The organism is Vibrio sp. Y20_XG_PY13, from assembly GCF_024181925.1.
Lineage (GTDB): Bacteria > Pseudomonadota > Gammaproteobacteria > Enterobacterales > Vibrionaceae > Vibrio > Vibrio parahaemolyticus.
The window spans coordinates 1,164,561-1,182,259 of the sequence record NZ_JAMZAL010000001.1; the positions used below are offsets into that span (position 1 = coordinate 1,164,561).

19 protein-coding genes, 1 tRNA gene and 2 rRNA genes are annotated in these 17,699 nt (G+C 45.6%); 3 read left to right on the forward strand and 19 right to left on the reverse strand.

The window, feature by feature from the left end:
• Positions 1 to 10: 10 nt before the first annotated feature.
• From NL646_RS05105 to NL646_RS05175, 15 genes are all read right to left on the reverse strand, one after another.
• Positions 11 to 565, reverse strand: coding sequence for a DUF6162 family protein (locus NL646_RS05105; RefSeq protein ID WP_253663928.1), 555 nt, complete (start codon positions 563 to 565; stop codon positions 11 to 13).
• Positions 562 to 882, reverse strand: coding sequence for a hypothetical protein (locus NL646_RS05110; protein WP_005497843.1), 321 nt, complete (start codon positions 880 to 882; stop codon positions 562 to 564). Before NL646_RS05110 ends, NL646_RS05105 begins: the two co-directional genes overlap by 4 nt.
• 42 nt (positions 883 to 924) lie before the next feature.
• A complete protein-coding gene (locus NL646_RS05115; RefSeq protein WP_005497841.1) occupies positions 925 to 1,755 on the reverse strand; it encodes a DUF4198 domain-containing protein in 831 nt (276 codons plus the stop codon).
• Between the two features lie 15 nt (positions 1,756 to 1,770).
• Positions 1,771 to 2,310: a DUF2271 domain-containing protein gene (locus tag NL646_RS05120; RefSeq protein WP_005479631.1), complete on the reverse strand. Its 540-nt coding sequence runs from the start codon at positions 2,308 to 2,310 to the stop codon at positions 1,771 to 1,773.
• Between the two features lie 23 nt (positions 2,311 to 2,333).
• A complete protein-coding gene (locus NL646_RS05125; RefSeq protein WP_005459339.1) occupies positions 2,334 to 2,963 on the reverse strand; it encodes a PepSY-associated TM helix domain-containing protein in 630 nt (209 codons plus the stop codon).
• Between the two features lie 187 nt (positions 2,964 to 3,150).
• Positions 3,151 to 4,323: a tetratricopeptide repeat protein gene (locus NL646_RS05130; RefSeq protein ID WP_025534505.1), complete on the reverse strand. Its 1,173-nt coding sequence runs from the start codon at positions 4,321 to 4,323 to the stop codon at positions 3,151 to 3,153.
• Positions 4,320 to 4,940, reverse strand: a complete 621-nt coding sequence (locus tag NL646_RS05135; RefSeq protein ID WP_101944873.1) for an energy transducer TonB — start codon at positions 4,938 to 4,940, stop codon at positions 4,320 to 4,322. Before NL646_RS05135 ends, NL646_RS05130 begins: the two co-directional genes overlap by 4 nt.
• Positions 4,940 to 5,344: a biopolymer transporter ExbD gene (locus tag NL646_RS05140; protein ID WP_005459364.1), complete on the reverse strand. Its 405-nt coding sequence runs from the start codon at positions 5,342 to 5,344 to the stop codon at positions 4,940 to 4,942. The genes NL646_RS05135 and NL646_RS05140 overlap by 1 nt, the downstream gene beginning before the upstream one ends.
• On the reverse strand, positions 5,341 to 5,895 hold the full coding sequence (locus NL646_RS05145; protein WP_253663929.1) for a MotA/TolQ/ExbB proton channel family protein: 555 nt from the start codon (positions 5,893 to 5,895) through the stop codon (positions 5,341 to 5,343). Before NL646_RS05145 ends, NL646_RS05140 begins: the two co-directional genes overlap by 4 nt.
• Complete coding sequence (locus tag NL646_RS05150; protein ID WP_253663930.1) at positions 5,895 to 7,262, reverse strand: MotA/TolQ/ExbB proton channel family protein; 1,368 nt, start codon at positions 7,260 to 7,262, stop codon at positions 5,895 to 5,897. Before NL646_RS05150 ends, NL646_RS05145 begins: the two co-directional genes overlap by 1 nt.
• A complete protein-coding gene (locus NL646_RS05155; protein ID WP_005497831.1) occupies positions 7,263 to 8,030 on the reverse strand; it encodes a DUF3450 domain-containing protein in 768 nt (255 codons plus the stop codon).
• 74 nt (positions 8,031 to 8,104) lie between these two features.
• Positions 8,105 to 10,198, reverse strand: a complete 2,094-nt coding sequence (peuA, locus tag NL646_RS05160) for a TonB-dependent siderophore enterobactin receptor PeuA (protein WP_025636555.1) — start codon at positions 10,196 to 10,198, stop codon at positions 8,105 to 8,107.
• Positions 10,199 to 10,406: 208 nt separating this feature from the next.
• A complete protein-coding gene (locus tag NL646_RS05165; RefSeq protein ID WP_025557424.1) occupies positions 10,407 to 11,780 on the reverse strand; it encodes a sensor histidine kinase in 1,374 nt (457 codons plus the stop codon).
• Entirely contained in the window at positions 11,780 to 12,445 is a 666-nt protein-coding gene (locus NL646_RS05170; RefSeq protein WP_005459337.1) for a response regulator transcription factor, read from the reverse strand. The genes NL646_RS05165 and NL646_RS05170 overlap by 1 nt, the downstream gene beginning before the upstream one ends.
• A gap of 158 nt (positions 12,446 to 12,603) precedes the next feature.
• Positions 12,604 to 13,557: an L-lactate dehydrogenase gene (locus tag NL646_RS05175; protein ID WP_005479617.1), complete on the reverse strand. Its 954-nt coding sequence runs from the start codon at positions 13,555 to 13,557 to the stop codon at positions 12,604 to 12,606.
• Positions 13,558 to 13,814: 257 nt separating this feature from the next.
• Here NL646_RS05175 and NL646_RS05180 point away from each other — a divergent pair, with 257 nt between their 5' ends.
• Positions 13,815 to 14,525 (forward strand): glycerophosphodiester phosphodiesterase family protein, encoded by a 711-nt coding sequence (locus NL646_RS05180; RefSeq protein ID WP_025622571.1) that lies wholly within the window; start codon positions 13,815 to 13,817, stop codon positions 14,523 to 14,525.
• A gap of 30 nt (positions 14,526 to 14,555) precedes the next feature.
• On the opposite strand, the gene NL646_RS05185 is transcribed toward NL646_RS05180, so the two are convergent.
• On the reverse strand, positions 14,556 to 15,038 hold the full coding sequence (locus NL646_RS05185; RefSeq protein ID WP_005479613.1) for a murein L,D-transpeptidase family protein: 483 nt from the start codon (positions 15,036 to 15,038) through the stop codon (positions 14,556 to 14,558).
• A gap of 229 nt (positions 15,039 to 15,267) precedes the next feature.
• Here NL646_RS05185 and NL646_RS05190 point away from each other — a divergent pair, with 229 nt between their 5' ends.
• Both NL646_RS05190 and NL646_RS05195 read left to right on the forward strand, forming a co-directional pair.
• A complete protein-coding gene (locus tag NL646_RS05190; protein ID WP_015312805.1) occupies positions 15,268 to 16,263 on the forward strand; it encodes a 2-hydroxyacid dehydrogenase in 996 nt (331 codons plus the stop codon).
• Positions 16,264 to 16,346: 83 nt separating this feature from the next.
• Complete coding sequence (locus NL646_RS05195; protein ID WP_005467110.1) at positions 16,347 to 16,703, forward strand: YibL family ribosome-associated protein; 357 nt, start codon at positions 16,347 to 16,349, stop codon at positions 16,701 to 16,703.
• A gap of 502 nt (positions 16,704 to 17,205) precedes the next feature.
• Here NL646_RS05195 and NL646_RS05200 read toward each other — a convergent pair.
• From NL646_RS05200 to NL646_RS05210, 3 genes are all read right to left on the reverse strand, one after another.
• Positions 17,206 to 17,296, reverse strand: a tRNA-Ser gene (locus NL646_RS05200).
• 69 nt (positions 17,297 to 17,365) lie between these two features.
• Positions 17,366 to 17,481, reverse strand: a 5S ribosomal RNA gene (rrf, locus tag NL646_RS05205).
• Between the two features lie 125 nt (positions 17,482 to 17,606).
• Positions 17,607 to 17,699: ribosomal RNA gene (locus tag NL646_RS05210) — 23S ribosomal RNA — on the reverse strand; the annotation flags it as partial.

Genomic DNA, 17,699 nt, shown 5'->3' on the forward strand with positions numbered 1-17,699 from the left:
TTGAATTGAGTTAAGTGTGCGAAGGATGAGCAGAAGATGGAGAAGAGAGAATTAGCTGTTGCCACCCCTGTTGATGGCGATGGCTTTCTTCGCTCAATGTTGGGGTTGGCGCAAAACCATGGGCATCGATTAGCCAAATGTCGGCGTGGCTTTGACGACTGTCCAGAATCATTGATGCTGCTCCCTGCTCACTCTGTCTGATGCCCAAGTAGATCCCGTCACCAATGCTCTGCCATTGATGCGAACCTTTACGCTTCCAGTTTTGATCTTGAACAAAGGGCGCAATCCACAGTGACGCCATCTCTTCCGTATCTGGCCAGGTGCCGAACTCTGCGTGTAAATCGCGCAGTTCTTCATGCGCCAGTTTTAGCTCGGCAATCAAACCGAGCTCTTCTTGGTGCAAGTCCGTGATTCGAATTTGATGAGAAAGCACTTCAGAATGGGGAGAATCAACTTGGTGCAGAGGCATCAAAAAGCTGGCAGTCGCAAGAATACCAGCGATGGTAAGTGCCACCCATTTCCCTTCTCGGCTACCGTTATCGGGACGAACTTTTTGTGTGATCATTTCTCTTTCAGCTCAACCACATCCACTTCAACTGGGCTTTCATGACCGGCATCGAAAACCAAGTAGAAATCAGTCTCTGGATGAGAAAACTCGGCAATAGAACGCTTGTCTGTTCTAACTTTGGCGATGAGGTTATCTTCGTAGTCGTACATTTCGACATCGTAATCGATCGCGGTTGAGCCATCAGAGTAGCCAGTTTCACAAATCACTTTATCTTGAGATAAATGACAACTCATTAGAGGAAAGTGAGCAGAAGCGTGAAAGGAAGAAAGTCCAGCCAATAGCAGAGCAGCTTTAAGAATAGAAGTGTTGTTCATGTTGATTCCAAAATGGCTCAGCGCTTGCTGAGCCTAATTCGATTAGTTGAGTAGAGTTTCAAACGTTAGGTGTACATTCGCGCTGGTTTTGTCAGCTAATGGGTGATTGTTCAACTCACCTTTGTAGTTCGCTTTCATTAGGTAGCGCCCTGCCACGTCTGGCGTAAAAGTAATTTTTCCGTCTTTATCACTCACCACGTCAATTTGCTCTTGATGGTTGCGATACAACGTTCCTTCACGCGTGATCTCTGCCGTCACACCTTGTTGAGGTTTGCCATCGAAGAAGAACTGGAACGTCACCGCTTCACCTTCAATGATGTCAGATGGGTGAGTCAGCGGTTTTAGCTCTAGCAATTTGCCTTCAATTTCTAACGCTTTTTCTGTTGGTTTACCGACCGTGATGTAGCTTTCTGCGCGGGTGTAGCTTAGCTGAGTCACCACATCACGCGTTTTTTCTGGTAGCACATCAGCGCGCTCAGCTTTATTGGCTCTAACCCACTTCACAGTATCGCGGCGACCTGCTTTGTACTGGGTGTAGTAGCTCGGCTCATTGTTGATCGCAACCTTATGCGTGCCCTCTTCAACAAAGAAGAAATCGAACATCGAACGACGCTTACCGCGTATTACAAAGTTCGGGCGCTCAGAGCGGCCATCCGGCATGATGACAAAAGCTTGTTCGCTACCTGCTGGCTTATCGAATACAAATGTGCCATGAGAAGCAGTCACATCGAACGTGAGCCAATCACCACCTTCTTTAGAAACGGTAAAGTGCGAAGGCAAAACCCAACGAGGATGTGCTTGTGCCGTTGTCGCTGCAGCTAATCCCATTGCCATTACGCTTGCTAACGCCACTGCTTTCATTTTGGTTTTCATTGTTGTGTCCTTCTATCACTTAACTTGGTAATTGACGGTGATGACCCCCGTCTCTTGAGTTGGTTTGAGTTGGTAGCGCACCTCACTGTCCGCTAATGTCATTTTTTGGCGCAAGTAGTTGCGACCACCATGTTCACGAACGACCTCAACATGTAAGGTATAGTCACCTTGCTCGAGGCGTTCGCCTGCGTCGTTAGTACCATCCCAAACAAATCGATACTGCCCAGCAGGGCGAGTCGCAGACGTCACAGCGTCAATCAGATCGCGATCATAACGACCTACTTTTCGCCACCAGCTGCGCATGTCTTTGAGCCACTCATCCTTACCGACCCAAAGCTGAATGGTTTTAACGGATTGACGTTGTTCATCTTCAACCCACACTGCGACGTAAGGACGGGCGTACATTGAGGTATCGATCTTTGGCAATTCAAACTCAAAGTCGATTTTGGCGGCATCAGGTAAAGGCGCAGCCAAAACTGGCCATGGTGCTAAAGCCGCAACTAACGCCGCTTTGCAAAATAGGTTTTGGCGAAGTAACTTGCCTGTGTTCAACATAAGCTTTTCTCTACAACTGGCTGTTAAGGCACAGCAACAAAATAAATGACGAGCGACAGCAACGAGCCAAAGCTCATCCACTGTAGTGATGTTCTGAACGTCTTTTTCTTCGGCAATAACAGGCATACACCGGTCAGGACGAAAAACACCATCAGTAGTGCAGTGATGTCGATAAACCACTTCCAAACATCACCACTGTTACGACCTTTATGCAGATCATTCAGCAGTGCCACCGCGCCATAATTGGTGGTTTCGATATCGGCGTCGCCAGTGGTCATATCAACGAAAACCGTGGCGTTATAACCCGGCCCTTTGAAATCCAGAGAGAGCTCGCCAAGCACCAATTCACCTTGCTCCACTTCGGTGTAAACGTCCAAAGCAGATGGAGTGCCGCGTAAAGCCACTTCTTGGGTCAAAAAGTCAATGAGTGCAACGCGGTTTGGCTGGAAGCTTTCGCCGTTCAAAAACAAGGTCTGCGGCGGGATGATGATGGTGTGCTGTTGAATGATGGGTTCTTTTCGCTCAAACAGCTCAGGACGATTTAGCGTGATGCCAGTGAGCGCAAAAAATAGCGTCACCAATAAAAGAGCCATCGAAATATAGATATGTAGACGGCGCGCCCACGTTTGAACACCTTTGCTTTTAAGCAACATAGAAAACAATCATCACCAATAAATGTGGAGCATAATTTAGGTGATAATCATTCTTATTGGCATTTAATTTACATTGTTTACGTTTAGTGGAGATGAAACGATAAACACCTTCTAGAGCAAGGTAATTTAAGGCTCAAAAACAAAAAAAGACCCGAGAATGACTTCGGGTCTTTTCATTTGTTCTGCGCTAAGAGCTTTGTGTTGCTTCCGCTTTACGCCGTTGGGTTAAGTATTTCACCCAACTCTTGGCTTGATTCGATGGTTTGATTTCATTCGCACGTTTGGCATTCGCCAATGCGTCATCCAAGCGATTCAACTTGTAGTAGGCTCTGGTTTTGATGAGCGCGACGTCAGCATTACGACCTTTTACCTTATCCAAAGCAGCCAATGCTTGTTGGTAATGGCCTTCTTGAACAAGTAGCTGAGAGTAGTTCCAGTAGTATTTAGAATCCAACTTCGCGGCAATTCGCCAACTATCGATGGATTTATCCCACTCTTTTGCCATCTGCCAATAGGTCGCCTGCTGAGCTTTTAACTGGCTATCGACGTTAAGGTCTTCCAACTGCTCCATAATTAAAGCAGCACGCTCTGGGATTCCACGTTTCGCATAAAGCTGTGCCAGCAGTTTAAAATCATCTTGACTGAGCGCGACACCTTGTAGCTTGGCTAAAGCCATTGAATCTAGTGCGCGTTTGCTGTCATCGACACGTAAGTGCAAAGCGACGAGCTGACGCCACCACTCAACTCGTTCAGGCTCAATTGCAATCAAACGTTTGATGGTGACAATAGCAGGCTGCCACTTTTTGAGTTCCAGTTCAGACGAAAGCTTAATCGACAATGGACCGAGTTCATCTGGCTGACCAAACTTCTCGTAGCGACCCATCGCTGATAACACTTTATTCCATTGGCTCAACTGGTAATGCGATTGTGCGATGCGCAGCCAAACTTCATGAGCTTTCTGGTTTTTAGGTACGGCTTTACTCAACTCGTAATAGTGCGGCAAGGCTTTAGCAAACTGTTGTTCGTTCAACAAAATATCCGCTAGCATTTTACGTGTTTGCCACGCTTGCTCGTCTTGCAATAAACCGCTGCTTACCGCGAAATCCAGTTGCTTGATAGCAGGCTTAACTTGCTCATTCTGCCAATAAAAAATACCGAGCATACGAGCAACAAACGCTTGATCGTAGCCACGCGATAGGTCTAACGATTCGAGAGTTGAGATCGCTTCTTTAAGCTTCTCTTCTTGAGCTAGGCTGTGCGCACGCTGCACTCTAGATGCGGTGTACTGGCTAAGCTCTTGAGCTATCGCACTGGCTGCGGTCAAACTAAGCAGCGTTGTGATTAAGAATTTCTTCATCATTTGCCTAATTTGAACTCCACTTTTGCGGTTTGTCCGAACTGCTCAATTGACACACCATTTTCAACTTTGGGTTGGTATTTCCATTTCTTCAACGCGCTAATGGCTTCTTTTTCAAACATACGCTTTGGCTCTGCATCGATCACTTCAATGTCTTTTGGACGACCTGCCGTGTCAATCGTAAAGCGCATGATCACATAGCCTTCAACCTTGCGTTTTAATGCTTTACTTGGGTAACGAGGTTCAACTTTATACAGCGGTAACGCTTGTTGATTGCCCATGGTTCCCTTTAGGTTTGGCGCATTAATCGCAATACCATCTAACGCCGTGTTTAACCCAAGCGCGCTGATCGGTGTTACTTGACTCATCGGCTCAACTTGCGTATTGGCTTGAGACAGCTCCATCGGCTCTGGTGCTTGAGGTGGCTCTGGCTGCTCTGGTACCGAACGTTGACGACGCTGCACATCGGCATCGTTTTCCACCATGACCATATCAAAACGCACTGCCTCAGACGGCTTTGGTGCGCGTTGATTGCCGTTATCGACCATCCACGCCATAAAGCTAAACAAACTCACGGCGATCAATAATGACGCTGGTAACGCAATTAACAGCCTACCCATTAAGGTTTCTCCGCTGCCAGTGCAATGTTCTTCACGCCAGCACCTTTAGCGGCATCCATCACTTTCACAACGGTGCCGTTGTAAGCGTGTTCATCAGCCTGAATCACTAACGATGCATCTGGCTGGTCTAGCAATAGGTGCTCAATAGATGCTTCTACGCGTTCCAGATCGACCAAGCGTTTGTCGATGTATACATCGTTTGCTGCCGTAATGGCGATGAAAATACCTGCGTCTTTTTGACTGACCACGTTCGATGCTTGAGGGCGGTTCACTTCCACGCCAGACTCTCGCACGAAAGAGCTGGTAACAATAAAGAAAATCAACATGATAAATACAATATCAAGCATCGATGTTAAATCGACTTGAGCTTCGTCTTGTTGATTTGGTCTGCGTCCGAGTCTCACTTCTGACTCCTTAAAGATTGTTCTAATTGGATCGCTTTACGTTCACATACTTTGCTTAAACGAGCATGTACAAACATGCCCGCCAATGCCGCCACCATACCTGCCATAGTAGGCAGCGTTGCTAAAGCGATGCCCGAAGCCATCAATTTTGGATCGCTGCTGCCTTGTGAGGCCATCACGTCAAAAACGGTAATCATGCCAGTGACAGTACCCAACAGACCAAGCATGGGACAAATGGCCACCAATAGCTTGATCGTCGAAAGGTTTTGGCGCAATTCGATTTGTGCCTTTGCAATCCATCCATCGCGAATTTGATGTGCATACCAAGAGTGGTGCTCTGACCGTGCCAGCCACTGTTCACGAAGCTGTTTATTTACCTTCGGAAATACCGTCGTTAAGTAAACCACTCGCTCCATAACCAGTAACCAACACACCGCTACAACGGCAGCCAACCACCATAGGATTTGGCCACCTTGCTGCATAAAGCTCATCAAGGTATTGGCCCAATCCTCACTGATCAAACCCAAAGTGTTGAGTAGGATCTGCTCCATTACGCTGCGTTCTCCGCTATCGTGTTACGGTTGCCTTTGTTGTTAGACATATCGCGCTCTGCTTGTTCAGCAACTAAGCCAATACCCTGCTTTTCTAGAATGTTGCGAATGCTCTCGGCTTGAGAACTCAGCACATTATGCGCCAGAAGCAGTGGCATTGCGGCTACCAAGCCGAGAACCGTTGTCACCAACGCCATCGAAATACCGCCCGCCATGACTTTTGGATCGCCATTACCAAACTGAGTGATCACTTGGAATGTTTCGATCATGCCCGTTACCGTACCTAGCAGACCTAACATTGGTGCCAGCGCTGCAAGCAGTTTGAGCATCGATAGTCCTTTTTCAAGGTGCGTTTGCTCATCAACCACCGCCTCAAGTAGACGCAATTCTAATGCTTCGACACTTCGATGTTTGTCGTTTTGATAAACAGAAAGAACGCGACCTAGAGGGTTATCTTCTGCTTTGGTTGGATTCTTTAGCTGCTTCGCGATTTTTTGGCGAGCAATGAAAAGAGACACACCGCGAACCAACGCGATAATCAAACCAATCGCCAATAGAACAAGGATGATCTGACCAACTACGCCACCCGCATTTAGACGATCTTTCAGCGTTGGCGAGTTCGCTAGTTGTTCTAAAAGAATGCCACGCGATGGATCAATAACTAACGAATCCAATTCGCCGTTGGTGAATGCGCTCGCAGTCGGACCATTTTCTGGCTGACGCAAATAGTTCACTGCGTCACCACGCTGGCCGTTCCATTTCACATAGCCATTGTCATCAAGTAGTGCCATTGCGCCAAGACGAACACCGTTGACTTTCTGTTCTTTACCTTCTCCATCGAGCAAAGTGAAAGAGACCTTCGCCAGTTCGCCACTTGCGGTAACTTGCTCTTCCATACTGCGCCACATCGCTTGCAATTGCTTCAACGTCGGTAGAGACTTCGCCGCGACAATAGCTTCAATGTCTTTTTGATATGAGTTGGCATCTACGCCTGTCACTGCGTGTTTCAGTTCTGACTCAAGCTCTTTCGCGTTTTGACGAACAACACCAAATAGTTCGCCTAGGCTGCCCGTTTCTAAACGCAATTTTTCTTCTAGCTGAGCCAGTTCCGCTTCATTTTCACTAAACGTGACGCTTAATGTATCAGCTTCGGCTTGAAGGGCTGCACGCTCAGCAACAAGCTTGTTTTTAATTGCTTGCAGCTCTTGTTCGGTTTTCTTGAAACCCGATTCACGTGACGCATTGTGCGTTTGCTGCTGACGATTTTCTTGCTGCGCTTTTTGCAACAACGTATCGCTCGCTAACGTTGTGTGAGGCATCATCGCCGCGGTTGAGATAAGAGCAACCGATAGCCATTTCTTGATCATTTACTTGCCCTCCGCAACCGTTAGTGACACTGGCAGAGTTAACATACTCGGTGCAATTTGTTTGTTTGCCATAGCAAACGCCTTATCTAGCTCGGTCTTTTGTTCCGAACCAACAGGCTGCCAGGCTTGTTGCTGTTGCGACCAACTCCAGAATTTGTCACCAGACAGGCTACGCGCAACCAAAGATACACGGCCCAAGTAAAGGACATCTGCTTCCACTTTTTCGTTAGCATCTAGGTTAATTTTGCCTTGGTAGATACCAAGCTTGGTGCCGTAGTCCATTTCAATTTGGTAGGCTTCCAGGATTCGACGGAATTTCTCTGCGTCGGCAACATCGGCTCGCGTCATCAGATCATCAAGCTTCGCAATGCGTTCTTCACGCTGAGCTTTACGAATAGGTTTGTCGCTGGCCACTATGCGCTTGAGTCCTTCAAGCATGTGATACATCAATGGCACGACACCCTGACGAGTTTGAGCAATCTGCTCAATTTGCTCGTTCAAGCTGTTCACTTCTTGATGTTGGCTCTCGACCAAACTTGAAAGATGATCACGATAAATCTTCAAGTTGCTGACTTCTTCCTGAAGCTGTTCGATTTCCGCTTCCAGCGTCAGAGCCTTTTCTGCGCTTGCATCAATACGTTTTTGGCTAACCGCTGATGCTTGGTTAGTTTTACTCTGCACTGCTTGTGCATCGTTTAAATTCGCCGCCTGAGCAGGAATCAAAACGGATGAGATCAACAGAGCGATACTTGATTTCATTAGATTCATACGAGTTTAAATGCTATTTCCTAAAAACGACTAAAGGGGAAGACCGGACTTCCCCTTTACTAATCAAATTGTTATCAGTACTTGAACTGGATTGTCGCCATGTAGTTTCGTTCTTCTCCAACCACTACGCCACTCGCGCCTTTTTGATCACCGTTCGTGCTACCACCACCTGCGAGGTAGTCAGTATCGAATAAGTTTTCGACATTGAATCGAGCGATGATGTCCAAGTTTTCATCGTACTTATGTTTGTATGACACGCCCATATCAATGCGAGCGTAGCCATCTTTCTTGAAGGTGTTCTTTGCATCACCGTAGCGATCACCTTCATAAATCAAACCAAGGTTTAGGTTCGTATTGTCCTGAACCTTGTAGCTAGACCATAGACTTGCCGAGAACTCTGGCACATCTGCAGGGCGGTTGCCTTCAAATCTTTCTGCCTTCTTCAACTCGGCATCCAAGTACATTGCAGAAGCGGTTAGCGACAACTCTGGAGTCACAAAACCTTGAGCCATTAACTCAGCACCTTTGTGAACTTGCTCACCACCTTGCGTTTTCTTATGTAGGAGCTGATTACTAGCATCTTTACCACTTTCAACATCCAGCGAGATATTCTCTAACGTGATATCAAATACAGCACCTGATACAAATAAACGCTGATCAAACAGTTCCCATTTCGTACCGATTTCATAAGAGATACCACGCTCAGCGTCGAGTTTCTCACCATCATTGATGTAAATACGACTACCGTTGCTGACTTCACCTTGCGGCATAAAACTCTCAGAGTATTGCACGTAAATCGAACCATTCGATGTCGGGTGGAAAATCACACCTAACTTTGGAGAAACTTGGTTCTCTGTCAGCGAATCTTCACGCTTTTCGTCATAACGAGCACCCGCAAGTACTTGCCAGTAATCGTTAATCGTCATCATGTTTTGCGCGTAAATCCCCCAAGTGTCATGTTCGCGTCTTGGGTATTTTTTCGAGCGTACGGTTCCAGGACGAGTAACTGTCGTACCTGCCGCTACATCCTCTCCTGCATGGAAAGCCATAAAGCGGTCGTATTTGTAGTCGAGGTAGTTCGCCCCCACCAAAAACGTATTTTCTGTACCCAACAAAGAGAAGTTGGTTGTTACGTCTAAGTACGCGGTATCGAATACCCAGTTATCTGTGCGCTCGTTCCCTTTATGTCGAATCACACCATCTTTGTCATAATTGTCAAACTTAGGGTAAGACTCTACATCAAAACGCTTAAAGTCTTGACGGTTGTAACCCGCTTTCACATTCACGTTATCAGTCACTTGAGCATTAATATCGATACCGTAGTTTTCTACGTCGTTATCAATTTTTGACCACTGAGCGTCCCAGATGTACTTATCACCACGAACTGGCTTTCCGTCCACGATGTAAGCACCTGAATCTACGCTACCTTCGTCTTTTGTACGGTCATAATGCGCTGACACCATGATGTTTTCAGTGATGTCATACTCAACAACTAGGCCACCCACAACACGGTCAGTTTGCGGCTTTGTGCCATCGCCATACGTACGCCAAGAGCTGTAGTTTTCTTTCGCAAAAATAGCGCGAGCACGTAGCGTTTCTGCGTCATTTAAAGAACCACTTACATCAAGTACGGTACGCGAATGTTCGTTTGAACCGATATCTTGGCTCAAGCTTACCTGTGTTTGTGTTGTTGGTTTCTTAGAAACCATGTTTACTAAGCCACCCGGCTCAGACTTACCATAAAGTAGACCAGATGGACCTTTTAGCACTTCAACGCGCTCTAAAAGCTCAATTGGCTGACGGTAATGTGACCAGTGCTGACGACCATCACGTAAGAAGCCATCAGAGCTACTTAGTTCAAAACCACGTAGCGAGAAACGTTCACGGTTACGGCTAGTACCACCCGCGCTTACACTCGCGTCATTACGTAACACTTCACCTAGTGTACTTGCGCGTTGCTCATCGATGACGGTTTCGTCGATGACCGCAACCTGTCCCGGAGTTTCTAGCTGCGTCATTTCCATACGCATCGCTGTACTGTTGGTATCAGCTTTGTAGCCGAACTCGCGACCTTCTACAACTAGGTGCTCATCTGTTTGAACGTTTGCCACTGCAGGCGCTGCTAGCACCGCACCGATCACTAATGCCAAATGGCTCTTAGTAAACATATCCTTTCACTCCGATTATTTTCGGGTCGCACATTCAGTGAATGTGATTCCCTCTTATTTATTTTGCGAGTGAATATAAGTGATAAGTATTACCATTTGCATTAAATTTACATTCTTTGCATTTGCAAAGTTTTGTAAAGAACTCTCTGATGAAGAACCGCTCATACGAGATCCAGATCACAAATCGAGTTCACTTCATTGTTACCCGTTATTGTCTGAACACCAAACTCACGGTTAAACCACCTTGAGAACGATTCTCTGCATTGACGGAACCACCCATCATTCGCATCGATTCCTTAACGATCGCCAGTCCAAGGCCGTATCCACCAAGCTTTTTGTCTCGCGAGGCATCCAAGCGGGTAAACGGGTTAAAGATATCAGACAACTTGTTCTCTGGGATGCCTGGTCCATCGTCAGAGACAGACATAACCAGATAAGCCTGCCCATTGATTTCTTGATTAGTCAGAGCCACTTCGATCCGAGCATCTTCACCCGCGTATTTGATGGCATTGCCAACTAGATTATTCAGACAACGCACCACGAGAGTATCTTCACAGTAAGCTCTCGGCTCGGTCACACGTGAAATAAATACAATGCTCTGTGATTCCCTCAAATCGATTTTGCAACGCTCAACTTGTGGGGCTAGTAGCACTTCAAGATCGCTACGCTTGGTCTCTTTGTCGTAGCGAGCATTCTCAAGGCGACTAAATTCCAAAATGTCACTGATTAGATGATTCAGCTCTTTGGCTTCGTCTTCTAGCCGCGTCACTAATCCTTGTTCGCTTTCACCAACTCGTTTACGCAAAAGGTGCAAAACCAAGTTCTGTCTAGCAAGAGGCGTTCTTAGTTCATGGGACACATCGCGAATCAAAAGACGTTGCTTCTCCGCTAGCAAGTGAATCTCTTTCGTCATGTGGTCAAAGTCTTGCGCGAGTTCATTAAATTCTCGCGTGTTGGACTTTAGCTCCTGCACAACACTGACATTAAAATCGCCGTTAGAAAGCTTCTTGCTCGCCTCTCTGAGTCTGTCCAACGGTTGCTGTAAGTTACGTGCCATTAAAAGCGAGAACAAAGCCAAAATCACGGCGGCAATCACCACTTTGATAATGGAAAAGTACAGTATGAAGTCATTCGCAGGATGTAAGCGATGCGGCAGTTGAATGACTAAGTTGTGCTGCTGAACCAATGGAATGCTGATGATTGGTCGATTCACTTTGTCTTCCAATTGATCATCAATGCTGCGTTTGAATTGGAGCTTAAATTCAAAATGTGGATGCATGAGACGATGCGTCACTGGTTGAAGCTGCTCGTTCAGTACAAACAAATAGAACTGCTGCGCGTTCGCCCAATCAGCCAACTCATCCATGTCGCCATGTTCAATCAGCACGTTGGCTTGGTGAGCAAGATCCAACATTTCCATTTTGACGCTATTTGGAACTTTCAACATGGCTTTCACCAAGGCTTGTTCCGCTAACGCTTGCACCAGCAAAATGCTGATGACTATCGCGGTCATGTAACTGAAAAGCTTAAACGCAAGGCTGTCTTTGCGTTTTGCTATGTAGGATGGACACACCAGCTTCATCACGCGCCCACAGATTCTAAATAACTGTAGCCTTTGCCTCGAAACGTTTTGATGTGCTGTTTAGATAAGCCCGCTTCAACCAATTTTCGGCGAATGTTACTAATGTGCATATCTAGGTTGCGATCAAACGGGCTGAGTTCTTTTTTCAACACTTCTGTCTGTAACTCAGCTTTGGAGATCACCACGCCTTGATTCTTAACCAAATGGCTTAAAAGCTCCGCTTCAGTGCTGGTCAACGGTAAGCTGGTTAGCTGATCACTAATACTCTGGGCGGTATTACAAATGGTTTGGCGTTGACGCTCCAAGCCCACTCGACGCAAGATCGCTTTGATGCGCATTAGCAACTCAGCGACGTTGAATGGCTTACCAATGTATTGATCGGCACCCGCTTGATAACCATCCAGCATCGAGTTTTCATCGTTCAATGCTGTAAGCATCAGAATTGGCGTAGCAAATCGTTGGCAAATACGACGAGCAACTTGCATCCCATTTAAGTTTGGCAACATCACATCGAGCAACACTAAATCGACTGGCGTTTTCTCCATGTACTGCAGCGCGCTTTCACCACAATGCACAGAAGAGACGGTATATCCTTCATCTTGCAAAACTACTTCTAAAAGCTCACACAAAGGAACGTCATCATCAACAATCAGAACTCGAGACATGCCAAATTACCACTTAAATAAAAATGGTTCGCATTCTATTACTCATTTGCAAATTAAACAACCATAGTTTATGGGGCTTTTCTCTGTTTGGAAGACACAAAAAAGCCTACTAAACAGTAGGCTATATAAGGCAAAACGGAGAATTTCTTTGTTTACAATCAGCACTTCAAACCTGTCGATTGCGCGACATTCTCAACAATGGATCTCAAGTTCATACTGATAGAGTGTAATGTTTCAAGCTCCTCTTCTGTAAACGGGTGAGTAAGAACCGACTCTGCACCTTTTTTCCCGACCACCGTCGGTAGACTTAGCACGACGCCACTCACACCATATTGACCCGACATCATCGTGCCAACTGGCAACACAGAGCGCTCATTGATTTTGATGGCTTGAATGATTCGAAATACGCTGGCTGCAATACCATGCACCGTATTATGTTTGCGACGAAATATCTCGTAACCCGCTTGCTTAACCGCTTCGAGCAACTCATCAGCATCGATTCTCTCGATATTGTGCGTATCGCAATAATAATCCGCAGGCTGGCCAGCAATAGAGATCAAACTCTTTGGTGTGAAACAGTGGCTTCCGTGCTCTCCCAGCACATAACCAAATATGTTTTTAGGGTCAAGATCCACACGGTTAGCAACAATGCTCATCAAGCGAGCTGTATCGATAACACACCCGCTGCTGATCACTTTGTTTGGCTCAAAGCCTGTATTGGTAGTAATAAAATGAGCAACAATGTCACAAGGGTTGGACACGACAATCAAAACCGCCTTTGGCGCAACACGCTCTATTTTTCTAGCGATCTCGACGCCAATCTTCGCGTTGATTTCTGCGATATCTAAACGTGTTTGTCCTTGTTGAATTTGCGCACCTGCCGTTATCACAACAATATCGGCACCTAACAAATCGAGGTAATCATCTGAGGGAATAATGCGGGTATTTTTGGAAAAGGTTAACGCCGCTGTGTGACGAAAATCGAAGACTTCCCCTTCAGCTCTTTCTAAGTTTTGGTCTAACAGAACAAGTTCACTGACGCTGCCTAGCGTGAGCAAATAATTGCAAACACCAACTCCAACGGCGCCAGCGCCAATCACACCAATTTTCATCTTACTCTCCCTGAAAAAATGCGGCTCTTGAAAGATACGTCGCTCTTTAAAAATGAGCGGCAAGAGCATAAAAGTCCAACGTCATTTTGTAGCTCAGAATCTCTTACCAATCTAGTCTTTCATTTCCGCACCATGCTTGTTTGGTGAAAATTACACCGTTGAATCGTGACGTTACCGCCCTGAAGAAGCCTTTCACCTCTATATCAACGGCCAAAAGCGAGTACAATCTGGACATCTCATTCAAGAAGGCAAACAAAATGGAAACTCTGTTAATTGGTCACCGCGGCGTTGCCGGCTCGTTCCCAGAAAATACAAAAGTCAGCGTTCAAGCTGCAATTGATCTCGGCCTAAAATGGGTAGAAGTAGATGTTCAGCCAACAAAAGATAACGTACTTGTGGTTTGCCACGATCATACGTTAAATCGATGCAGCAATGGCAAAGGACGAGTTGATGCGCATACGTTGAAAGAACTAAGACAATTAGATTTCGGTGGCTGGTTCAGCGAAGATTTTGCTGGCGAAACTATCATGACTCTTGAGGAGCTATTAAGTTTGGCTACCGAGCGAGGTCTAAATCTGAATATTGAAGTGAAAGTAGACCGCCATCCAGCGAACGAAGTCGCACAAACGCTCGCAAAAGTGCTTACCGAAAGTTCAATGCCTAGAGAAAACCTTTTACTCTCAAGCTTTAGTCATGATGTCATCAGAGCACTTTACCAGCATTGCGAAGGTTATCGTTTGGGTGTTTTAAGTGAGTTTTTTACAAAAAAGGACGGGCTATTGTTAGATGAAGTGAAAGCGTACAGCTGTAACCTAAATATTAACTGGGTTCGTTCGCGTCAGATCATTAAGCTGCAAGAAGCGGGCTATAAGGTCATGTGTTACACGGTCAACAACCCGAATAAGCTCAAGCACCTTCCGCAATTAGATGGCATTTTTAGTGACCATCCAAAACGTTTTATGCAGTAACCTTTCAAAGCTCCCGTGGGATAACGAGTCCTACCACTCGATCGTGATCGGTGTTCCCATGGTGACAAGCTGGATGAATTCATCCATTTCTTCGTTGGTGAGCGCAATACACCCGTTGGTCCAATCAAAACTCTGAATAAAACTAGGATCTTGCGTCTCACCATTCTTTAAACCATGAATTTTAATGTTCCCACCCGGGGAGACACCTCTCCGGTGCGCCTCTAACGTGTCAATAGCATCGGGATAGCTAATGTGCACCGAGCGATAAAACGCAGAATCCTCAATCACGTAATCGAGCGTGTAACTGCCTTCTGGCGTTCGGTTGTCGCCTTCTTCTTGCTTATGGCCTTTAGGACTGGCACCCAATGCAATACGATATTCTTTTAGTATGATGCCATCTTCTATCAAGTACATTCTGCGTTTCGATTTATCAACTTTAACCAGATCGACAGCCGCGTGCGTACTGAACGTAACCAATCCACACAGAATTAAAGCACACCATTTTATCGACATTGCCAGAACGCCCAAACCAAGAGTCAGAAGGAAATAAAAGAGAAGCTATGCTAGTCAGATGATGCTCACAAAGCAATCTGATTATAACGTTGAGACGTAAAAAAGACGGTGCTAATCGCATCTTGATTTTACTGAAATTTAAGCAAAGATTTCACTATTCATTAGGCCTAAGTTGCATTACTTTATAAGTAGATTTATTTATAAAACCCATACTTTTTGGGAGGGAACTATGATTAACATTGCTTTTTTTAGTGCAAAATCCTACGACGAAGCCTCTTTTAATAAAATTAAGAACAATCGCGACTTCGAATTTCATTATCACGACTTTCGACTCACCGAAAAAACCGCAAAAATGGCGCACGGTTGTGACGTGGTGTGCGCTTTCGTCAATGATGATCTTTCTGCTCCCGTTCTAAAACAACTTTCCTTGGGCGGAACAAAACTCATTGCGATGCGTTGTGCTGGCTTCGATAAAGTAGATCAACAAGCGGCTAAAGAGCTTGGCCTTCAAGTTGTGCGAGTGCCTGCATACTCTCCCGAAGCGGTCGCCGAGCATACCGTCGGTTTGATGATGTGTTTGAATCGTCGTCTCCACAAAGCGTATCAACGCACCCGTGATGCCAACTTCTCTTTAGAAGGATTAGTTGGCTTCAACTTTTTCGGCAAAACCGTTGGCGTTATCGGCACTGGCAAGATTGGTATCGCCACGATGCGAATCTTTAAAGGCTTAGGGATGGAACTGCTTTGCTACGACCCTTACGAAAATCCTCTGGCTTTAGAAATGGGAGCACGATACTGCTCTCTTGAAGAGATTTACGCCAATGCAGATGTTATCTCTCTTCACTGTCCAATGAGCGAAGAAAACTACCACCTATTGAACGAAAACGCTTTTGCTCAAATGAAAGATGGCGTGATGATCATCAATACAAGCCGCGGTGAGTTACTCGACTCTGTCGCCGCTATCGAAGCACTTAAACAGGGTAAGATTGGCGCTCTCGGTTTAGATGTGTACGACAACGAAAAGGACTTGTTCTTCCAAGATAAATCCAACGACGTTATCGTGGATGATGTTTTCCGCCGCTTATCGGCATGCCACAACGTTCTGTTCACTGGCCATCAAGCTTTCTTAACTCACGAAGCGCTGAATAACATAGCATCTGTGACATTGAACAACGTAGAAACCTTCTTCTCCGGCCAAGTTTCAGGGAATGAACTAATCAACTAAACATAGAATCGAGGAGGATAGTAGAGCGTAGATTTTCAGCTATGCTATACTCCTCGACCATTAAAAAATTGAGTCTATTTACCATGAGCATTAAAACTGATATTCAAAAGCTGCATAACCGCGTAGATACCTGCCAACGTAAACTGGATGCAGCACGTTCTCGTGGTGATCACGAAATGATTTCTAAATTCACGGATGAAGTTGAAGATCTAACAAAGAAGCTTAACCAACTTAAGCACAAACAAACATACGAACTAAATAAAGAACGTAAAAGCCTGTTAGATATGCCATTCTCTCGTGAAATCACTAAAGCAGAACAGGCAGACATCGGTAAACTGAAGAAACGCGTACGCGGCCTGGTTATCGTTCACCCTATGACTAAAATGGGTAAAGAACTACGCCTAGACGTGATGACTGGCTTCGCACCGAAAGAGTTCTAATACACTCGACAAACACATTAAATGTAAGAACGCCCAAGCCCATCGCTTGGGCTTTTTTGTATCTGAATGAACTAGAGAAAAGGGAAGTTGAATAGCTGCAAGGTGTGCAACAGTAAAACTCAAGTTGCCAGCCACCCAATCTCACAGCGTTTAAGGCTTGCTGCTTTAGAAAGCGTCACTTTGATAGGTTCGAAAGCCTTAATGGAACATCTGTATGCTAAAGATCATTCATTTAAGAACAAACCTTGTATTGAGTGATTGTGTGCTGAATATTAGAACCAGGGCGCCTAATTTGGAGGGGATCTCAACCGGGGATTTTCTAAACCTCTATCATTTCCAGTTTGCGCTGAAATAAAAAACCTCGCTATCTCTAACGGGGCTTCTTAATTGTGCTTAGAGTCGGGGAGCGCGACCGACTTGAGATTTAATACAAATCCCATCTAATTTTCAAACGTCGAAAATGACGAAAGCCTGCAAATTACTTTGCAGGCTTTCTGTATAGTGGCGGAGAGATAGGGATTTGAACCCTAGATACGCTATTAACGTATGCCGGTTTTCAAGACCGGTGCTTTCAACCACTCAGCCATCTCTCCACAAATTGTCATCATCAGATTAGTACACTGAAGATGTTGTTACACGTAGTACGAGTAACGATATTTAAAGCCTGGCGATGTCCTACTCTCACATGGGGAAACCCCACACTACCATCGGCGCTATTTCGTTTCACTTCTGAGTTCGGAATGGGATCAGGTGGGTCCAAAACGCTATGGTCGCCAAGCAAATTCTTGCTTTTACTTTCAGCTTTTTCTAAAAACTGAAGGCAAAAAATCTGGAAAGCTGTTTCAGTTCTTACACATTCAATTTGTTCTTGCTTTGAGTCCATCAAAACCCCTTGGGTGTTGTATGGTTAAGCCTCACGGGCAATTAGTACAGGTTAGCTCAACGCCTCACAACGCTTACACACCTGACCTATCAACGTCGTAGTCTCCGACAACC